The organism is Saccharothrix algeriensis, from assembly GCF_016907655.1.
GTDB classification, from domain to species: Bacteria; Actinomycetota; Actinomycetes; order Mycobacteriales; family Pseudonocardiaceae; genus Actinosynnema; species Actinosynnema algeriense.
In genome coordinates this window covers 4161240-4178437 of the sequence record NZ_JAFBCL010000001.1, presented here as the reverse complement: position 1 = coordinate 4178437, position 17198 = coordinate 4161240, and the positions used below count along the sequence as shown (strand labels likewise).

The 17198-nt window shown below is 73.5% G+C and carries 15 protein-coding genes; 5 read left to right on the top strand and 10 right to left on the bottom strand.

Going from position 1 to position 17198, the window contains the following annotated elements; all coding sequences use genetic code 11:
- Window positions 1-193: 193 nt before the first annotated feature.
- Both JOE68_RS19205 and JOE68_RS19200 read right to left on the bottom strand, forming a co-directional pair.
- Window positions 194-805, bottom strand: a complete 612-nt coding sequence (locus JOE68_RS19205) for an alpha/beta hydrolase family protein (RefSeq protein ID WP_204843681.1) — start codon at window positions 803-805, stop codon at window positions 194-196.
- On the bottom strand, window positions 802-1563 hold the full coding sequence (locus JOE68_RS19200) for an SOS response-associated peptidase (RefSeq protein WP_204843680.1): 762 nt from the start codon (window positions 1561-1563) through the stop codon (window positions 802-804). The genes JOE68_RS19205 and JOE68_RS19200 overlap by 4 nt, the downstream gene beginning before the upstream one ends.
- Window positions 1564-1647: 84 nt before the next feature.
- On the opposite strand from JOE68_RS19200, the gene aroA reads away from it, so the two are divergent.
- The 3 genes from aroA (at window position 1648) to JOE68_RS31885 (ending at window position 4450) form a co-directional block, all read left to right on the top strand.
- Window positions 1648-2913, top strand: a complete 1266-nt coding sequence (gene aroA / locus JOE68_RS19195) for a 3-phosphoshikimate 1-carboxyvinyltransferase (RefSeq protein ID WP_204843679.1) — start codon at window positions 1648-1650, stop codon at window positions 2911-2913.
- Between the two features lie 23 nt (window positions 2914-2936).
- Window positions 2937-3923: a ribosome small subunit-dependent GTPase A gene (gene rsgA, locus JOE68_RS19190; protein WP_204846181.1), complete on the top strand. Its 987-nt coding sequence runs from the start codon at window positions 2937-2939 to the stop codon at window positions 3921-3923.
- 158 nt (window positions 3924-4081) lie between these two features.
- Window positions 4082-4450: a VOC family protein gene (locus JOE68_RS31885; protein ID WP_204843678.1), complete on the top strand. Its 369-nt coding sequence runs from the start codon at window positions 4082-4084 to the stop codon at window positions 4448-4450.
- 7 nt (window positions 4451-4457) lie between these two features.
- Here JOE68_RS31885 and JOE68_RS19180 read toward each other — a convergent pair whose 3' ends face one another.
- From JOE68_RS19180 to JOE68_RS19170, 3 genes are read right to left on the bottom strand one after another with little or no spacing between them, the layout of a single operon-like run.
- Window positions 4458-4949 (bottom strand): DUF6912 family protein, encoded by a 492-nt coding sequence (locus tag JOE68_RS19180; RefSeq protein ID WP_204843677.1) that lies wholly within the window; start codon window positions 4947-4949, stop codon window positions 4458-4460.
- Window positions 4946-6331: a WS/DGAT/MGAT family O-acyltransferase gene (locus JOE68_RS19175; RefSeq protein WP_204843676.1), complete on the bottom strand. Its 1386-nt coding sequence runs from the start codon at window positions 6329-6331 to the stop codon at window positions 4946-4948. Before JOE68_RS19175 ends, JOE68_RS19180 begins: the two co-directional genes overlap by 4 nt.
- Window positions 6332-6341: 10 nt before the next feature.
- Window positions 6342-6998, bottom strand: a complete 657-nt coding sequence (locus JOE68_RS19170) for a phosphotransferase (protein ID WP_204843675.1) — start codon at window positions 6996-6998, stop codon at window positions 6342-6344.
- A 237-nt stretch (window positions 6999-7235) separates the two neighbouring features.
- On the opposite strand from JOE68_RS19170, the gene JOE68_RS19165 reads away from it, so the two are divergent.
- Window positions 7236-8039, top strand: a complete 804-nt coding sequence (locus tag JOE68_RS19165; RefSeq protein ID WP_204843674.1) for a TrmH family RNA methyltransferase — start codon at window positions 7236-7238, stop codon at window positions 8037-8039.
- 382 nt (window positions 8040-8421) lie between these two features.
- Here JOE68_RS19165 and JOE68_RS19160 read toward each other — a convergent pair whose 3' ends face one another.
- On the bottom strand, window positions 8422-8832 hold the full coding sequence (locus JOE68_RS19160) for an HAD-IA family hydrolase (RefSeq protein WP_307819745.1): 411 nt from the start codon (window positions 8830-8832) through the stop codon (window positions 8422-8424).
- A 57-nt stretch (window positions 8833-8889) separates the two neighbouring features.
- On the opposite strand from JOE68_RS19160, the gene JOE68_RS19155 reads away from it, so the two are divergent.
- A complete protein-coding gene (locus JOE68_RS19155; protein ID WP_204843673.1) occupies window positions 8890-9237 on the top strand; it encodes an Rv3235 family protein in 348 nt (115 codons plus the stop codon).
- A 132-nt stretch (window positions 9238-9369) separates the two neighbouring features.
- On the opposite strand, the gene secA is transcribed toward JOE68_RS19155, so the two are convergent.
- The 4 genes from secA to JOE68_RS19135 all read right to left on the bottom strand — a co-directional run bounded on the left by secA (window position 9370) and on the right by JOE68_RS19135 (window position 17177).
- Complete coding sequence (gene secA, locus JOE68_RS19150; RefSeq protein ID WP_204843672.1) at window positions 9370-12249, bottom strand: preprotein translocase subunit SecA; 2880 nt, start codon at window positions 12247-12249, stop codon at window positions 9370-9372.
- A 1202-nt stretch (window positions 12250-13451) separates the two neighbouring features.
- The gene (gene hpf, locus JOE68_RS19145) at window positions 13452-14150 is read right to left on the bottom strand and encodes a ribosome hibernation-promoting factor, HPF/YfiA family (protein ID WP_204843671.1); all 699 of its coding nucleotides are present in this window, start codon (window positions 14148-14150) and stop codon (window positions 13452-13454) included.
- Window positions 14151-14584: 434 nt separating this feature from the next.
- Complete coding sequence (locus JOE68_RS19140) at window positions 14585-15235, bottom strand: phosphoribosyltransferase (RefSeq protein ID WP_204843670.1); 651 nt, start codon at window positions 15233-15235, stop codon at window positions 14585-14587.
- Window positions 15236-15440: 205 nt separating this feature from the next.
- A complete protein-coding gene (locus JOE68_RS19135; RefSeq protein ID WP_204843669.1) occupies window positions 15441-17177 on the bottom strand; it encodes an LpqB family beta-propeller domain-containing protein in 1737 nt (578 codons plus the stop codon).
- Window positions 17178-17198: the final 21 nt, after the last annotated feature.

Below are 17198 nucleotides of genomic sequence, written 5' to 3'. Positions count from 1 at the left end.
TTTGATCAGGGGTGTCAAGCGAAAAGCGTGCTTGACACCCCTGATCAAACGTGATTGGGCTGCGCCCAGGCCGTACGGGGAGAACACGAGGCACACGGCTGCGCTGAACAGCGCCGCCGCGCGGAGCGCGGTTAACGGCGAGAGCTGAAGTGTCGCCGCGCGGAGCGCGGCCTGAGGCGAGAGCTGAAGCGCGCTAGTCCAACGGGCGCAGGATTCGGTCCAGCCATTCGCCCACGGTGCGCCGGACGCCTTCCAGGTCGGCCTTCAGGTTGTGGTCGCCCGGCAGCAGCACCACCTCCCGGTGGTGCGCGGGTTCGGGCCGGCCGAACGGGTCGCGGTCGCCCTGCACGACGAGGACCGGCGGGTCGACCGCGTCCAGCTCCGGCAGGCGGCTCTTGTCCGGCTTGCCGGGCGGGTGGACCGGGAAGGCCAGGCACAGGACGGCCACCGCCTGGCCCTCGGCCGAGGTCCGGCACGCCACCCGCGCGCCCGAGGACCGGCCGCCGAAGATCAGCGGCACCTCGTCGAACCAGCGCGTCGACAGGTCCTCCACCACCGCGAGCCACGCCGCGTCGAGCTGCTTCGCGGGGGCCGGCGCGCGGCGGCCGGCCACCCGGTAGGGCTGCTCGACCAGCGCCACGTGCACGCCCGCGTCCACCGCCGCCCGCGCCGCCGCGACGAGGTCCGGCGCGCAGATGCCGCCGCCCGCGCCATGGCCCAGCAGCAGCGCCGCGCGGCCTTCCGGGGCGCAGTGCAGCTCGGCCCGCGCGGGGCCGTGCGGGGTGTCGACGGTGGTGCTGGTCATGACAGCTCGAACAGGGTGGGTTCGGGGACCTGGTCGGGCTCCAGCTTCACCGCGTCCATGAGGGACGGGTCGTTGTTCTTGATGCTGTTGACCCGCATCGACACCGGGCGCAGCTCCAGCGCGTTCACCAGGTCGAGGTCGGGGGCCAGCAGGTCCCCCGGGTCGGCGCGGTCCGGGTCGAGCCACGCCGCCCAGCGGTCGCGCGGCAGCACCAGCGGCATCCGGTGGTGGACCTTCGCCAGCTCGCCGACGGCGTCGGTGGTGAGCACGGCGCAGGTGATGACCGGCTTGCGCTCGTCGCCCTCCTGCTGCCACCACACCGACCAGATGCCCGCCATCGCGAGGCTGGAGCCGTCGCCGGGGTTGATGAAGTACGGCTGCTTGCGGCCCTCCCCCGGCTGCCACTCGTACCAGCCGTCGGCGGGGACCAGGCAGCGGCGCTTGGCCGCCGAGTCCCGGTACGCGGGCTTCTCCAGGACGCTCTCCGAACGGGCGTTGATCATCTTCGCCGCGCCGGAGGGGTCCTTCGCCCAGTGCGGCACGAGGCCCCAGCGCATCACCCGGACGCTGCGCTCGGTGGTGTCCGGGTCGGGGTTGCCCTCCGCGTCGCGCGGGTGGCGCTCCACGACCGCCGGCACCGCCTTGGTCGGCGCCACGTTGTAGTCCGGGCCGGGCGCGTCGCCGTCGGTGCCGTCCACCGCGTCGAACTCCGCCGCGAGCAGCGCCGGGTCCTTGGTGGAGGCATACCTGCCGCACACAACCGATCACCTCCGATTGGCCATCGTCGCACGTCGGGACCACCGGTGCGAGCTGCCGACCACCCGATGCGGGATCATCGGCCCATGACTTCGCAGTGGTCCGCTCCCACCGCCCAGGGTCCCGTGCACGCGACGGTACCCGTGCCCGGCTCCAAGTCGATCACCAACCGCGCCCTCGTGCTGTCCGCGCTGGCCTCCGGGGGGTCCGCGCTGCGCGCCCCGCTGCGCAGCCGGGACACCACGCTGATGGCGGCGGCGCTGGCGGCGCTGGGCGTCGGCGTCGCCGACGGGCCGGACGGGTCCTGGCTGGTCTCGCCGGGCGCGCTGCGCGGGCCGGCGGACGTGGACTGCGGGCTGGCGGGCACGGTGATGCGCTTCCTGCCGCCCGCCGCGGCGCTGGCCGTCGGCGACGTGGTGTTCGACGGGGACGAGCACGCGCGGGTGCGGCCGATGGGCACGATCCTCGGCGCGCTGCGCGCCCTGGGCGCGGACGTCGACGGCGACGCGCTGCCGTTCACGCTGCACGGCAAGGGCGGGCTGCCCGGTGGCGAGGTGGTGGTCGACGCGTCGGCGTCCTCGCAGTTCGTCTCGGGGCTGCTGCTGTCGGGCGCGCGGTACGAGGGCGGCGTGACCGTGGTGCACCGCGGGGAGCCCGTGCCGTCGTCGCCGCACATCCGGATGACCGTGTCGATGCTGCGCGAGGCCGGCGTCGTGGTGGACGACTCGGTGGCGGACCGGTGGCGCGTGGAGCCCGGGCCGATCGCGGCGCGGGAGTGGCGGGTCGAGCCGGACCTGTCGAACGCGACGCCGTTCCTGGCCGCGGCGGCGGTGACCGGCGGCGAGGTGACGATCCCGGGCTGGCCCGCGACCACCACCCAGCCGGGCGGCGCGGTGCGGGAGCTGTTCGAGCGGTTCGGGTGCGCGGTGGCGCTGGACGAGCGCGGGCTGACCGTGCGCGGCCCCGAGCGGCTGTCCGGGCTGGACGTCGACCTGCGCGACGAGAGCGAGCTGACCCCGACCGTCGTCGCGCTGGCCGCGCTGGCCGACGGGCCGAGCCGGATCCGGGGCGTCGCGCACATCCGCGGGCACGAGACCGACCGCATCGCGGCGCTCGCGGCGGAGGTCACCCGGCTCGGCGGGGCCGTCGAGGAGACCGACGACGGCCTGGTGATCACGCCCCGGCCGCTGCGCGGCGGGGTGTGGCGCGCCTACGCGGACCACCGCATGGCGACCGCCGGCGCCATCGTCGGGCTGGTGGTGCCCGGTGTCGCGGTGGACGACATCGGGTCGACGACCAAGACGATCCCCGACTTCCCGGGGATGTGGTCGACGATGCTCGGGGCGCGCTGACCGTGGGGCGCGACTGGCGGCGGATGGACGAGTCCGACGTGCGCGTGCGGCCGGGCAAGGGGACCCGGCCGCGCAGCAAGAAGCGGCCCGAGCACGCCGACGCGGTGACCGCGATGGTCGTCGCGGTCGACCGGGGCCGGTGGACGTGCGCCGTGGAGGACGACCCGGAGCGGCTGGTCACCGCCATGCGGGCGCGGGAGCTGGGGCGCACGCCGGTCGTCGTGGGCGACCGGGTCGGGCTGGTCGGCGACACCTCGGGGCAGCCGGACACGCTGGCGCGCATCGTGAAGGTGGCCGAGCGGCGGTCGGTGCTGCGCCGGACCGCCGACGACACCGACCCGTTCGAGCGGGTGGTCGTCGCCAACGCCGGTCAGCTGGTGATCGTCTCGGCGCTGGCGGACCCCCAGCCGCGCCGGGGTTTCATCGACCGGTGCCTGGTCGCGGCCTACGCGGGCGGGCTGGAACCGCTGCTGTGCCTGACGAAGTCCGACCTGGCCCCGCCCGACGAGCTGGTGGCCGCGTACGCGGAGCTGGACCTGCCGGTGGTGGTGACCCGGTCCGACCAGGACCCGGCGGAGCTGCGGGAACGCCTGGTCCACCGGCTCTCGGCGCTGATCGGGCACTCGGGCGTGGGCAAGTCGACCCTGGTCAACCGGCTGGTGCCGGACGCGAACCGGGCCGTGGGCGTGGTGAGCGGTGTCGGCAAGGGGCGGCACACGTCGACGCAGGCGGTGGCGCTGCCGCTGCCCGAGGGCGGGTGGGCGGTGGACACGCCGGGCATCCGGTCGTTCGGGCTGGCCCACATCACGCCGGACGACATCGTCGGCGCGTTCCCGGACATGAGGGCGATGGCCGAGGAGTGCCCGTCCGGGTGCGGGCACCTGGGCCCGCCGGAGGACCCGGACTGCGTGCTGGACCGGCTGGTGGTCTCCGGCGAGGCGTCACCGGGGCGGCTGGCCTCGCTGCGGCGGCTGCTGGAGTCGCGCGGCAAGTACGACGAGTACGACTGAGCCGGCGGGGCGCGGCCGGGTTCGCGCGAGCCGGCCCCCGGCAGCGCCGACGGCACCCCCTCCCCGACGCCTGCGAGGCCGCGGGCTCCCCGCGCCCACCGGCGCGCCACCCGGCGGGTGATCACCGCTTCGCGCCTTCGGTAGTACGGTGCGCGGTCGTGGCGAAAGTGACCGGGATAGGCGGGGTGTTCCTGCGCGCCCGCAACCCCGTGCGGCTGGCGGGCTGGTACCGGGAGCACCTCGGCGTGCCGATGAGCGAGCACGGCGCGGTGACGTTCCACTGGGCGGCGGCGGAGACGACCACGTTCGCGCTGTTCGCCAACGACACCGACTACTTCGGCGAACCCGGCCAGCGGGCCATGCTGAACCTGCGCGTGGACGACCTGCCCGCGCTGCTGCGGGAGCTGCGCGACCGGGGCGTCGAGGTGCTGCCGCAGACCGAGGACTCGGAGTTCGGCCGGTTCGGCTGGGTGGTCGACCCGGAGGGCAACCGCGTGGAGCTGTGGGAGCCGGCGCCCGGCATGTGAGCGCCCGCTACATCAGCTCCAGCACGAACGGCAGCTCCTGGGGCGCGTACCAGGCCAGCTCGTGGTCCTCGGCCTCGCCCAGGGCGAACTCCGCGTCCGGGTCGCCCAGGTCGGCCGCGTCGACGACCTCCACCGCCTCCCGGACCGCGTCCTCCGCGTCGGAGGTGTCCAGGTGGACGGCGGCGACGTCCTCCGCCGGCACCGGGCCGGCGACCTTGACCACCGAGAAGTCCAGGTCCGGCCGGAGCCTGACCTCCGCCACGTCCACCGAGACCACCGCCCGGCGGGGCACCGCCTTGTCCTCGGCCGCCAGCAGCCGCAGGGACGCGCGGGCCGCGTCGAGCATCGCCGAGTACTCCAGCTCCTCGGTGTCGCCCGAGGCGTAGGACTCGCGCAGCGCGGGCGTCAGCGCGAAGCCCGTGCCGCCCACCGGCGTGAACTCGCCCCGCTCCACCAGGTCGCGCAGCATCGCGACGGTCGCCGGCAGGTAGACCCTCATTGAGACACCGTTCCCATCAGCTCCTCCACCGACTCCTCGACCATCCCCGCCAGGACGTCGACGTCGGGCATCGCGTCCCGGTCGGCGTTCAGGCCGAAGTACACACCGCCGTCGTACGACGTCACGCCGATCGACAGCGCCTGGTTCTTCGCCAGCGGCACGACCGGGAACATCTCGATCATCCTGGCCCCCGCCGCGTACAGCGGCACCTGGGGGCCGGGCACGTTCGTCACCACCACGTTGAACAGCCGCCGGGAGAACGAGCTGGCCGCCCGCGCGCCCATCGCGTGCAGGGTGGGCGGCGCGAAGCCGGAGAGCTTCACCAGCGTCTGCGCGCCGACCTGCTGGCCGGACTCCTGGTGGGCGCGCATCGCGTGGCTGACGTGGTGCAGCCGCACCACCGGGTTCGGCTCGCCCACCGGCAGGTCCACCAGGTAGGCCGCCACCTGGCCGCCCTTCGCGTCGTCGTCCCGGACCGACACCGGGGTCATCGCGCGCATGGTCGTCCGCGCCGTGACGACCTCGCCGCGCGACAGCAGCCAGTTGCGCAGCGCGCCGGACAGCACGGCCAGCACGCCGTCGTTGACCGTGCCGCCGTGCGCGCGGCGGATGGCGCGCAGCTCGTCCAAGCGGGCGCGGGCCACCGCGAACCGGCGCTGCGGGGAGATCCGGACGTTGAGCGGGCTGCCCGGCGCGGGCGTCGCGGCGGTGCGGACCGCCGACGCGAGGCCGCCCAGCGCGCCGGTGACCTTGCGGACGGTCGCGACGGTGTCCATGGCGGCGCTGCGGACGTTCTCCACCAGCTCGCCGGGCCGCTGCACGGCCTCCGCGACCGCGTCCACGACCAGGTTCAGGCCGCTGGGCGCGGGCCGCGGCATCCACAGCGACTGCGCGGGCTGCCGGGGCCGGGGCGACGCGTCCAGGACCACCTGGCCGATCTCGGGCGCGCCGATGCCGTCGACCACCGCCTGGTGCGACTTGGTGATCACCGCCGACCGGTTCCGGGCCAGGCCCTCCACCAGGTAGACCTCCCACAGCGGCCGGGTCTGGTCCAGCGGGCGCGACATCAGCCGCGCCACCAGCTCGTGCAGCTGCCGGTCGGTGCCCGGCTTGGGCAGCGCGGAGCGCCGCACGTGGTAGGTCACGTCGAAGTCCGGGTCGTCCGCCCACACCGGGCGGGCCAGCCGGCCGGGCACCGGCACGACCTTCTGCCGGTAGCGCGGCACCAGCGACAGCCGCTGCTCGATCAGGTCGACCAGCCCGTCGTAGTCGAAGCCCGCCTTCGGCCGCCGGAACACCGCCACCCCGCCCACGTGCATCGGCGTCGTGGAGTCCTCCAGGTACAGGAACGAGGCGTCCAGCGCGGACAGGCGGTCGGGCATGGCGACCAGGCTAGTCGCTGCACCTCGCCACGACCCTGCGCACGGCGCTGACCTCGACCGGGTCCCGGCTGTGCCGGGCGAGCCTGATCTCGGCGGCGGCCGGCATCGCCGCGCGCACCTCCCGGTCGACGCCGGAGAGGAACCCGCGCACCAGCCGCGAGCGGGCCAGCCGCATGAACGGCCGCAGCGGGGCCACGGCGATGGCCAGCCAGCTCAGCGCCACGTCCACCCGCCGGTCGCCGCGCTGCGCGCTGGCCCAGTCCACCACCACCGGGCCGGCCGGGCCGAGGACCACGTTGCCGGGGTGCAGGTCCAGGTGCAGCAGGCGGCCCTCGCCGGGCAGGAAGTCCGGCACGCGCACGTCGTCCAGCCCGCGGTGCAGTTCGGCCAGCTCCCGCCCCAGCGCGCCCGCGCGCCACGGCTTGGCGTCCAGCTCCTGCGACATCCGCGGACCGGGCACGTACTCCATGACCAGGTCCGCGCCGGAGACCTCGTGCACCCTCGGCACCGGGACGCCGCACGCGCCGAGGTGGCGCATCAGCCGCGCCTCGGGCTCCAGGTCCCGGCCCGCGCGGCTGCGCTTGACCAGCAGGCCGTCCGGACGCAGGTAGACGTCCGCCTCCCGGCCACTGGCCAGCAACCGGTGCGCCTCGTCGCGCGAAGTCATGTGACGATCATCATGACTGAGAGCCGCAACACAAGCCCCAAACGGGTACACCCTCCACCCCCATCCGCCCCACACCCCCCTTCTCCCCTCTCCCCTCTCCCCTCTCCCTTCCCCACTCCCCACACCCCCTCCCTCTCCTCTCCCCTCCCTCAGCACCACCCCACGCGTGGCCGCGTCGGCCTGTCGCGCCTCATTTCTTGCCGATCACGCTTTTCGATCGGCAAGAAATCAGGCGCGATGGGCCGACTACCAGGCGGCCACGCCGCCGCGCCGAAGGCGCGGCAAAATGACACAGTGATCTCCCCCAAGGACCGCTTCGTCACCGTCTACGGCCGCAAGCCCGTGCTCGAAGCCCTCGACGACCCCCGCCTGGAAGTCGACAAGGTGCTGCTCGCCGAGGGGGCGCGGGGCCCGGCGGCGCGGGAGATCCTGGAGGCCGCGGACCGCCGCGGCGTGCCGGTGCGGCGGGCGACGGCGCAGCGGGTGAAGGTGCTGGCCGGCAACGGGCGGCACGACCAGGGCGTGCTGGCCGACGTCGTGGCCCCGCGGATGCTGCCGCTGGCGAGCGGCCTGGAGCAGCGGCCCCGCGGGGTGCTGCTGCTCGACGGCATCACGACGCCGGCGAACGTCGGCATGATCCTGCGCACCGCGACCGCCGCCGGCCTGGACGGGATCGTCGTGCCGCGCCGCGGGGTCGCCTCGATCGACCCGCTGGTGGTGAAGGCGTCGGCGGGGGTGGCGTTCCGGGCCCCGGTGCTCAAGTGCGCGACGGCCGGGGAGGCGGCGGCCGAGCTGAGCGCCGCCGGGTACCCGCTCTACGCCCTGGACGCGGGCGCGCCGGAGTCGCTGTACTCCGCCGACCTGCCCGAGCGGGCCGCGTACGTGCTGGGCAGCGAGACCGCCGGCGTCTCCGACGACGTCCGCCCGCACGTCACCGGGTGGCTGTCCATCCCGATGGCGGCGGGGGTCGAGTCGCTCAACGTGGCCAGCGCGGCGGCCGTGCTGTGCTTCGAGGTCGTCCGGCGGCGCACCGCCCGCTAGAGCGGCGCGCGGGCGGCGGCGCGGGCGCCGGAGGGCCACTCCGACGCCCGCGCCGCTCAACACGGGTCGACCCGGGGTCGCGTCCCGCCGGCGCGATGACCGCCGGCGCGCGCCGCCCGATCAACCCCTCCTCGGCGTCCCGCCGCCGACGAACCGGCCCGACGCGCGCGACCCTTCCTGTGGCGTCACTCCTCCGGTGCCGGCCCTGCCGCGCGCGTCACGCGACATCCGGCCGTCGGCCCGGATTCGCGGAACGCCGAACGCTCCAGCCCGCCCCCGAACAGCGGGTGCGACCACCTGGCGGGCCACTCGAATGTACGTTCCGGCGCGGTCGGCGGACAATTCACCGCCCGAGTGGAATACCGCAGCGGAAGGTCACCGCTCACTCCCCCAGGGGGACGTCCAGCAGCACTTCGAGCTCCTCGACGGTGGACCGCACGGACCGGTGGTGCACGCCGACCATCCCGGCCGCCGCCGCGCCCCGGACGTTGACCGCGAGGTCGTCGACGAACACGCACTCCCCCGGCTCGACGCCCAGCCGCCGCGCGGCCAGCAGGTAGATCCGCCGGTCGGGCTTGACCAGCCCGACCTCACCGGAGGTCACGACGAGGTCGAACAGGTCCTGCCACCCGGCGGGCGGCGACCACAGGCCGTCCGCGTTGGACAGGATCGCCGTGCGCACGCCGCGCCGCCGCACCTCGCCCGCCACGGCGGCCAGCGGCGGCAGGCTCGCGGCGAGGTCGTCGCCGTAGTCGGTGAGCACCCCGCCGAAGTCCAGCACCAACCCGCGCACACCTACCTCCCGCAGGTGATCGTGGTACGCCGCCGACGCGCGCCCCCTCGGTTCAGCATGTCATCCCCGCGCCGGGTCCTGCGCGCCCGCAAGCCCGCACCGGACCGCCGGGCCGCCACGGCGCACCGGCTGCTGGCGGCCGTCGTGGAGGCCGTGGACGGCCGCCGCCCGCTGGCGCAGCTGGCCGGCGTCCTCACCGCGCCGGCGGCGGCCGGGGTCGGCCGGGCGATGGCGGCCGGGCAGGGCGTGCGCCTCGGCGGCGTCCGGCTCTGCCGGATCACCCACGAGGTCACCGAACTGGCCGGTGTCGTGGTCACCCGCCGGGGGCGGGTCCGCGCGCTGGCCGCCCGGATGGAGTGGGCCGGCGACCACTGGTGCTGCACGGAGTTCCACCTGCTGCCGTGAACGACCCGCCGCCGTACCAACCCGCAGCCGCGCCGACCGGCAGCCGTGGACGAACGACGAACGCACCGACCGGCGAAACCGCCGGAGCGGACGCCGCCCCGCAGGGGGCGGCGTCCGCTCCGGTCGACGTGCTTACTGGCGCGGGCCCTTGCGGTTGGCCTTCTCCTGCGCGCGGGCCGCCGCGCGGCGCTCCTTGCGCGTCCCGCCCTGACCACCGGCGCCGCCCTGGGGCGCCTTGCCGCTGGTCTCGGTCTCGCCGCTCTCCGACGGGCCGCTGTAGGTCAGGCCCTGCTGCCCGCCCCGCTGGTCGAGGCCCTTGCCGCGCAGCGCGGGCGGGATCGCGTTGCCGCTGGAGAGCTGGGCCAGCGCGGGGCCGGCGGGCGCCTCGGGCGCCGCCTGCCGCTGCTCCGCCGCCGCGGCGGCCGCGGCGCGGGCGCGCGCCCGGCTGCCGGTCAGCGGGCCGGCGCCCGCCGAGATCGACACCTGCACCGGGGGCTCCGGCGCGAGTTCCGGCTCGGCGGCCTCGACCTGGAGGTTGAACAGGAAGCCGACGGTCTCCTCGCGCAGCGCTTCGAGCATCGCGTTGAACATGTCGAAGCCCTCCCGCTGGTACTCGATCAGCGGGTCGCGCTGGGCCATCGCGCGCAGGCCGATGCCCTCCTTCAGGTAGTCCATCTCGTACAGGTGCTCGCGCCACTTGCGGTCGAGCACCGACAGCAGCACGCGCCGCTCCAGCTCCCGCATCGCGCCCGGCCCGACGCGGCCGTCGATGTCGGCCTCCCGCGCCTCGTACGCGGCCAGCGCGTCCGCCTGGAGCTTCTCCTTCAAGGACTCCTTGGTGAGGTCCTCGTCGTCGGCCTCCACCAGCTCCCGGTGGTCCAGCGTGATCGGGTACAGCGTCTTGAGCGCCGTCCACAGCTGGTCGAGGTCCCAGTCCTCGGCGTAGCCGTCGGCGGTCGCGCCGTCCACGTACGCGCCGACCACCCCGGTGATCATGTGCTCGACCTGGTCGCGCAGGTCCTCGCCGGCCAGGACGCGGTGGCGCTCGGCGTAGATCACCTTGCGCTGCTCGTTCATGACCTCGTCGTACTTGAGGACGTTCTTGCGGATCTCGAAGTTCTGCTGCTCGACCTGGGTCTGCGCGGACCGGATGGCGCGGGTGACCATCTTGTGCTCGATCGGCACGTCGTCGGGCACCTTGAGGCGGGTCATCACGTTCTCGACCATGGCCGCGTTGAAGCGGCGCATCAGCTCGTCCTTCAGCGACAGGTAGAACCGCGACTCGCCCGGGTCGCCCTGGCGGCCGGACCGGCCGCGCAGCTGGTTGTCGATGCGCCGCGACTCGTGGCGCTCGGTGCCCAGCACGTACAGGCCGCCCGCCTCGCGGACCTCCTCCGCCTCGGCCTTGACCTCGGTGGTGATGTCCTCGATCAGCTTCGCCCAGGCGGCCTCGTACTCCTCCGGCGTCGCCACCGGGTCGAGGCCCCGCTCGCGCAGCTCGTGGTCGGCGATGATGTCCGGGTTGCCGCCCAGCACGATGTCCGTGCCGCGGCCGGCCATGTTCGTCGCGACCGTGACGGCGCCCTTGCGGCCCGCCTTCGCGATGATCAGCGCCTCGCGGTCGTGGTGCTTGGCGTTGAGCACCTCGTGCGGGATGCCCTTCTGGACCAGCAGCTTCGACAGGTACTCCGAGCGCTCCACGCTGGTCGTGCCGACCAGCACCGGCTGGCCCTTCTCGTGCCGCTCGACGATGTCCTCGGCGACCGCGAGGAACTTCGCCTCCTCGGTCTTGTAGACCAGGTCGGCCTCGTCGCGCCGCCGCATCGGGCGGTTGGTCGGGATCGGCACCACGCCGAGCTTGTAGGTCTGGTGGAACTCGGCGGCCTCGGTCTCGGCGGTGCCGGTCATGCCGCCGAGCTTCGAGTACAGCCGGAAGTAGTTCTGGAGGGTGATCGTGGCGAGCGTCTGGTTCTCCGCCTTGATCTCCACCCCCTCCTTGGCCTCGATGGCCTGGTGCATGCCCTCGTTGTAGCGGCGGCCGGCCAGCACGCGGCCGGTGAACTCGTCCACGATCAGGACCTCGCCGTTGCGGACGATGTAGTCCTTGTCCTTGGTGAACAGCTCCTTGGCCTTGATCGAGTTCTGGAGGTAGCCGACCAGCGGCGTGTTGGTCGAGTCGTACAGGTTCTCGATGCCGAGCTGGTCCTCGATGTACTGCACGCCCGCCTCGGACACGCCGATCGTGCGCTTGCGCTCGTCCACCTCGTAGTGGGTGTCGCGCTTCATCCGGGTCGCCAGCCGGGCGAACTCCACGTACCAGCGGGACGACTGGTCGGCCGGGCCGGAGATGATCAGCGGGGTGCGGGCCTCGTCGATGAGGATCGAGTCGACCTCGTCGACGATCGCGAAGAAGTGGCCCCGCTGGACCGTCTCCTCCAGGCTCCACGCCATGTTGTCGCGCAGGTAGTCGAAGCCGAACTCGTTGTTCGTGCCGTAGGTGATGTCGGCGTGGTAGGCGACCCGCCGCTGCTCGGGCGTCATCTCGGAGAGGATCACGCCGACCGTCAGGCCGAGGAAGCGGTGGATGCGGCCCATCCACTCCGCGTCGCGCTTGGCCAGGTAGTCGTTGGTGGTGATGACGTGGACGCCCTCGCCCGCGATGGCGTTGAGGTAGGCGGGCAGCACCGAGGTCAGGGTCTTGCCCTCACCGGTGCGCATCTCGGCGATCTGCCCGAGGTGCAGCGCCGCGCCGCCCATCAGCTGCACGTCGAAGTGCCGCTGGCCGAGGGTGCGCTTGGCGCCCTCGCGGACCAGGGCGAACGCCTCGGGCAGCAGGTCGTCCAGGCTCTCGCCGTCGGCGTAGCGCTTCTTGAACTCCTCTGTCTTCGCCCGCAGCTCGGCGTCGGAGAGGTCGACGACGTCGTCTTCGAGGTTGTTGATGTGCGCTGCGATGTTGCGCAGGCGCTTGAGCATCTTGCCTTCGCCGGCGCGGAGCAGTCGGGACAGCACCATCTCGGGTCGACCTCATTACCTCATCGCGACGCGCCCGGGGGTGGGCGCCTTCCACCGGCTCGCCACGGCCATGACGAGCCCACACCACCCGCCATCGTAGGCAAGTCGTGAAGGTGTGTGCACAGACACAGGTAGGAAGGGGTGCGGAGGGCCGCGGGAGCGGTATGGCGGCGCGGTGGCGGGCACCGAGCCGGGCGGGCGCCACTGCGTTCCTGGTCGGGCCGGGTACGACGGTGGGAGGCGACCCCGCCGGCCCCTTCGGCGCCGGCCCCCTGCGCCCGGTCGGAGTCGTCGTCGTGGTACTCGGCCGGCCCGTCCGGCGGACGCCGACTGCCCGCGCTTCCGCTCGAAGGTGTGACGTCCGGGTCGGGCGCGTGAAGGCGAGGGCGGATGCACGCGGAGCATCGGAGCGGGACGCCTCGACGCCCTGACCGGCCGGGCTGGACACGGATCGGACGCTGCTGCCCACCGCACTCAGGGCAACGCACCCAAGGCAGCGCACCCCAGCACAACGCACCCAGGGCAGCGCACGCAGCAAAGCACCCCTTCCACACAATGCCCGAAGGAATGGCGCACCTAGTGCGCATACCGGTTGCCTCGTGTTCTCCTCCCCGTACGGCCTGGGCGCAGCCCAATCATGCCGAGCAGGGGGTGTCAAGCACGCTTCACCGCTTGACACCCCCTGCTCGGCATGATTGCCTCCGGCAGGCCGTGCGGGGAGGAGAACACGACCGCTCTTTCTTTTCCTCCTCCTTGGGGGCCTCTCGGCCGCTCTTCTTACTAAGGTCGCGCACGGATCCAGGTGAGATTCGGTGCGGTACGGATCTAATTGGTGCTGTACCGCCCAAGGCTGAAAAGATTAAAAGAGTCCTCGCCGGACAGGCAGGCCGCCAAGGAGAATGAAAAGAAACAGCGGTCGTGTTCCCCCCGCATGGCCTGTCAAAGACGACCATGCTTTCTTGGGGGGTGCAAGCGAAAAGCGTGCTTGCACCCCCCAAGAAAGCATGGTAGCCCTCCGGGCAGGCCATACGGGGAGAACACGAGAGCACCGGTCTGCACGGGGCGTGCCGGAAACCCAAAAGCAAAAGGAGCAGGAACCGCCAGCCGCGGATAAAGGGCGCGGCCGTGGGTTTGCGGCGCAGCCCCCGGCGTGCGAAGACGCCGGGGACTGCGAACGGAGGTAGTTGGGGGCCGGCTCTCCCTCAGGCCAGCCTGATCACGCCGTAGTCGAATCCCTTCCGGCGGTAGACGACGCTGGGACGGCCGCTGTCGGCGTCCGAGAACAGGTAGAAGTCGTGGCCGACCAGCTCCATCTCGTAGAGGGCCTGGTCCACGGTCATCGGCTTGGCCGTGTGCTCCTTCTCGCGCACGATCTGGCCGGGCAGGTTGTCTTCGAGGTCTTCTTCCCACCGCTGCTGCGCGGGCACTTCCGCCATGCCCTCGTAGTCGGCTCCGGGCTCGTTCGCGGCTTCCAGCACAGCGGTGTGGCCCAGCCACATGCCCTGCGCCTGTCCGTCGGCGTCGACGGGGGTCGGGGGGAGCGCCGCTCCCAGCCCGCTGGTCGCCTCGGCGACCGAAGTCGGGCCCCGTCGGCCGTGGTGCACGCGCCTGCGGTCATGCGAGCGGCGCAGTCGGCTCTCCAGCTTGGCGACCGCGGCGTCCAGGGCGGCGTAGAAGTCACCGGCGCTCGCCTCGGACCGGACCACCGGTCCCCGGCCCTTGCCCGTGATCTCCACCCGCTGGCAGTTCTTCGACTGCCTCCGGTTCGGCTCGTGGAACAGTTCCACGTCGAAGCGGATGACCTTGCGGTCGTATCGCTCAAGCCTGGCCAGCTTCTCGGCGACGTGCACCCGGTAGTGATCGGGCACCTCGACGTTGCGGCCCTTAACGACGATGTCCATACACGACCTCCCTCGCGTTGCTGCGAGCTATGGCAATGGATCGTTGCGGCACCGGCCCCGCGATCGCCTTCGCGAGGGGTCGCCGGGGGGTTGTCTCCCTCAGCTCTCGACCGGCGCCAGGGTCATGGGCGGTTCGCCTCCTCCCCGCGTGCCGGGAACGCTGATAGCGGTGGACGTTAGCCCGGTATTCGCCGCGGCGACAGCCCCCGGGGCGGGGGAACTCCAGGTTTTTCCGGTCATGACGCACAGCGACGAAGAACCCACTCCGGGCCGGCCCCAGGCGGGCGCACCGGGGCTGCACCCCGACATCGGCTCACCCGAACGGCCCAGCCACGCGCCGACTCCCGTCGGCACCGTGACTGCGGCGAACGGACTCCGCACGCGGGTCATATCCGGCCAACGGCCGAACGCCCCGCGAGGTTCCCGCCGGCGGGTCATCCGGCTGGGTGGGATCGGCGAGCCGTCGTCAATGCCATGATCACGGGTACCCGGAAACCGGCGGCCTCCAACACCGAAGCGCACTCCGAGGCCGTCGCACCCGTCGTGACCACGTCGTCCAGCACCACGACGGCCGCACCGGGCGGCGGCAGACCGCCCCGGACGAGCCGCACGCGACCCGCCAGGTTCGCCCTGCGGGCCGCTGCGTCGAGCCCCACGGACTCCACCACGCCCGGCGCGAACCGCAGCGCGGGGGCCGCCGGCAGCCCGGCGGCCCGCGCTGCTCCCAGCAGGTGGGAGCCGCCCCGGCGGCGAACGGCTGCGCGGCGTGACGGCGCGGGCACCAGCCACCAATTCCCGGGCCCGCCCGGCCACCGGACCGGGAGCGCGGGCAACGCCGCCGCCACGAGGGCGCCGAACACCGCCGCGAGATCGCGCCGGCCGCGTTCCTTGAACGCGAGCACGAGCTCCCGGGCCGCGCCCGCGTAATCCGCCAGCGCGAACACCGGGGGGCCTTTGCCCGGCAGCGGGACGCGGCGCGGCGGGCCGAACACCGCGAGGCACCGCGCGCAGCACCGCGCGCAGCACCGCGCGCCCCCGGCTCGGCAGCCCGCGCAACTCGGTGGGAACAGCAGGTTGATCAGCATGAGGTCGAGGGTGCCGGCGGGGTCCGACAATTCCCGGGCTCGGGAGAGCGGAGCTGAGAACGCCCGGAAGCGGGTTCTCAGGTACCTGCCCGATTCGAAGTTCCCGGCCCGGGATATCGGCCTGGGATTCCCACCCGGGATACCGGCCCGGAACACCGACCGGGAGCCCGGACCGGCCCCGCGGCCTCAGCCCGGGTAGGCGGCCTCAGCCCGGGTAGAACGCCTGCGCGCCCATTCCCACCTTCACCGGGCTCGCCCGCCACACGTCGCCGACGTCGGCCGCGCTCCACAGCCCGCTCTGGTCCACCGCCACCACGTTGCGCCCCGGCGCGGCGGCCACCGAGTTCACCGGCACGGTCAGGTTCGACGTGTTGTAGCGCTCGATCCGCAGGCCGTCGACGTTCACCTTGGCGATCGGCCAAGCCGCCAGCGAGGTGCTCGCCACCAGCACGTCCTGCGCCAGCCAGTCCACCGCGAGGGTCGTCGTGCCCAGCACGGTCGGGTGCAGGTTGCGGGGCAGGCGCAGCGTCACCGAGTCGGTCCCGCGCACCACCGCCGCCACCACCAGCCGGCCGCCGACCACGGCCGCGACCCGCGTGCCGTCCCGCGACAGCCGCAGCTCGGTGATGTCGCCGAACAGCGCCGTCAGCTCCGAGGCGTTCACCGCGTTCGCCGTCCACCCGGCGTCGGTCCTGATCACCCGGACCACGTTGGCGCCGTCCACCACGGTCCACACCTCGGTCCCCGGTTCGCCCGGCCGGCCGCTGAACAGCCAGGACGGCCTGGTCAGGGTCGTGGCGGGCAGGTCGACGACGGACAGCGCCTCCTCCAGCCCGCCCACCCGCAGCCGCACCGACCGGCCGTCCACGCGGCTCACCACGGCCAGCTGCGCGCCGTCGAGCGACTGCGCGGCGCTGACCACCTGGTACTCGCCGGTGCCGGCCGGGCCGCGCACCGGCTCCCCGCTGACCAGCTGCCGCACCTGGCCGTCGCTGACCACCAGGCCGCTCTGGTCGGCGTCCGGCGTGATGAGGGCTTCACCGGTCTGCACGTCGGCGGGCCGCAGCTCGGGCTGGTCGGACGAGATCGGCGCGCCCTCCACCAGGATGCGGATGCGGGTGCTGGTCACCCCGGCCAGCGACTTCACCACCTGCGCGACGATCAGCTTGCGCGCCTGGGCGGTCAGGTCGCCGACCTTCGTCAGGTCGACCTCCAGCGCCCCGTCGTCGGCCTCGCGGGCGTCCTTGCGCTGCGCCGCGCCGTTCGGGATGGCGGTCGCCAGCGCGCCGCGCAGGCCGGACGCGGGCCCCTTGAGCAGCAGCTCCGTGACGCGCCGCGGGATCGACGTGGACGGCGGCACCACCACGTAGCGCGGGTCCGGGACCAGGACGGCGTAGTCGGGGTCGTAGAAGTACAGGGTCACCCGGCGGTAGTTGGCCTGGAACCCGACCAGCGGCACGTAGATGCCGTCCGGCGGGTCCGAGATGCGCCACTCGCCGTCCTTGTCGGTCTCCAGGCCCACCGGCGCCGTGAGGTCGCCGACGCGCTGCACGAACGCGTTGTCCACGTCCAGCGAGCCGACGTTCTTGCCCTGCAGCAGCACGGTGCGGTGCTTGCCGTCGGAGGACGGGTCGCCGCCGGTCGGGACGGTGTTGAAGGTGGTGTCGATGATGGTCGGCGGGGCCTCGGTGTCCCAGCTCTCCCTAGCCTCCTGGGTGAGGTACGCCTTGGCGGCGGCGTAGTCGCCCTCCGGGTTGGCCGAGGCGTTGACGAACTCGCGCACCAGGCTGAGCGGGTCGATGCCCTTGGCCGGTTTCGGCGCGGCGGCTTCGGTGGCGCTGCCTACCGACGGGTTCACCGCGACGGGCGAGGTGTGGGTGGGGATCGCGGCGCAGCCGGCCAGCGCCAGCACGCTCGTCAGCACCGCCGCCAGCCGCTTCACCGGACCTCCTCGCCGCAGGCC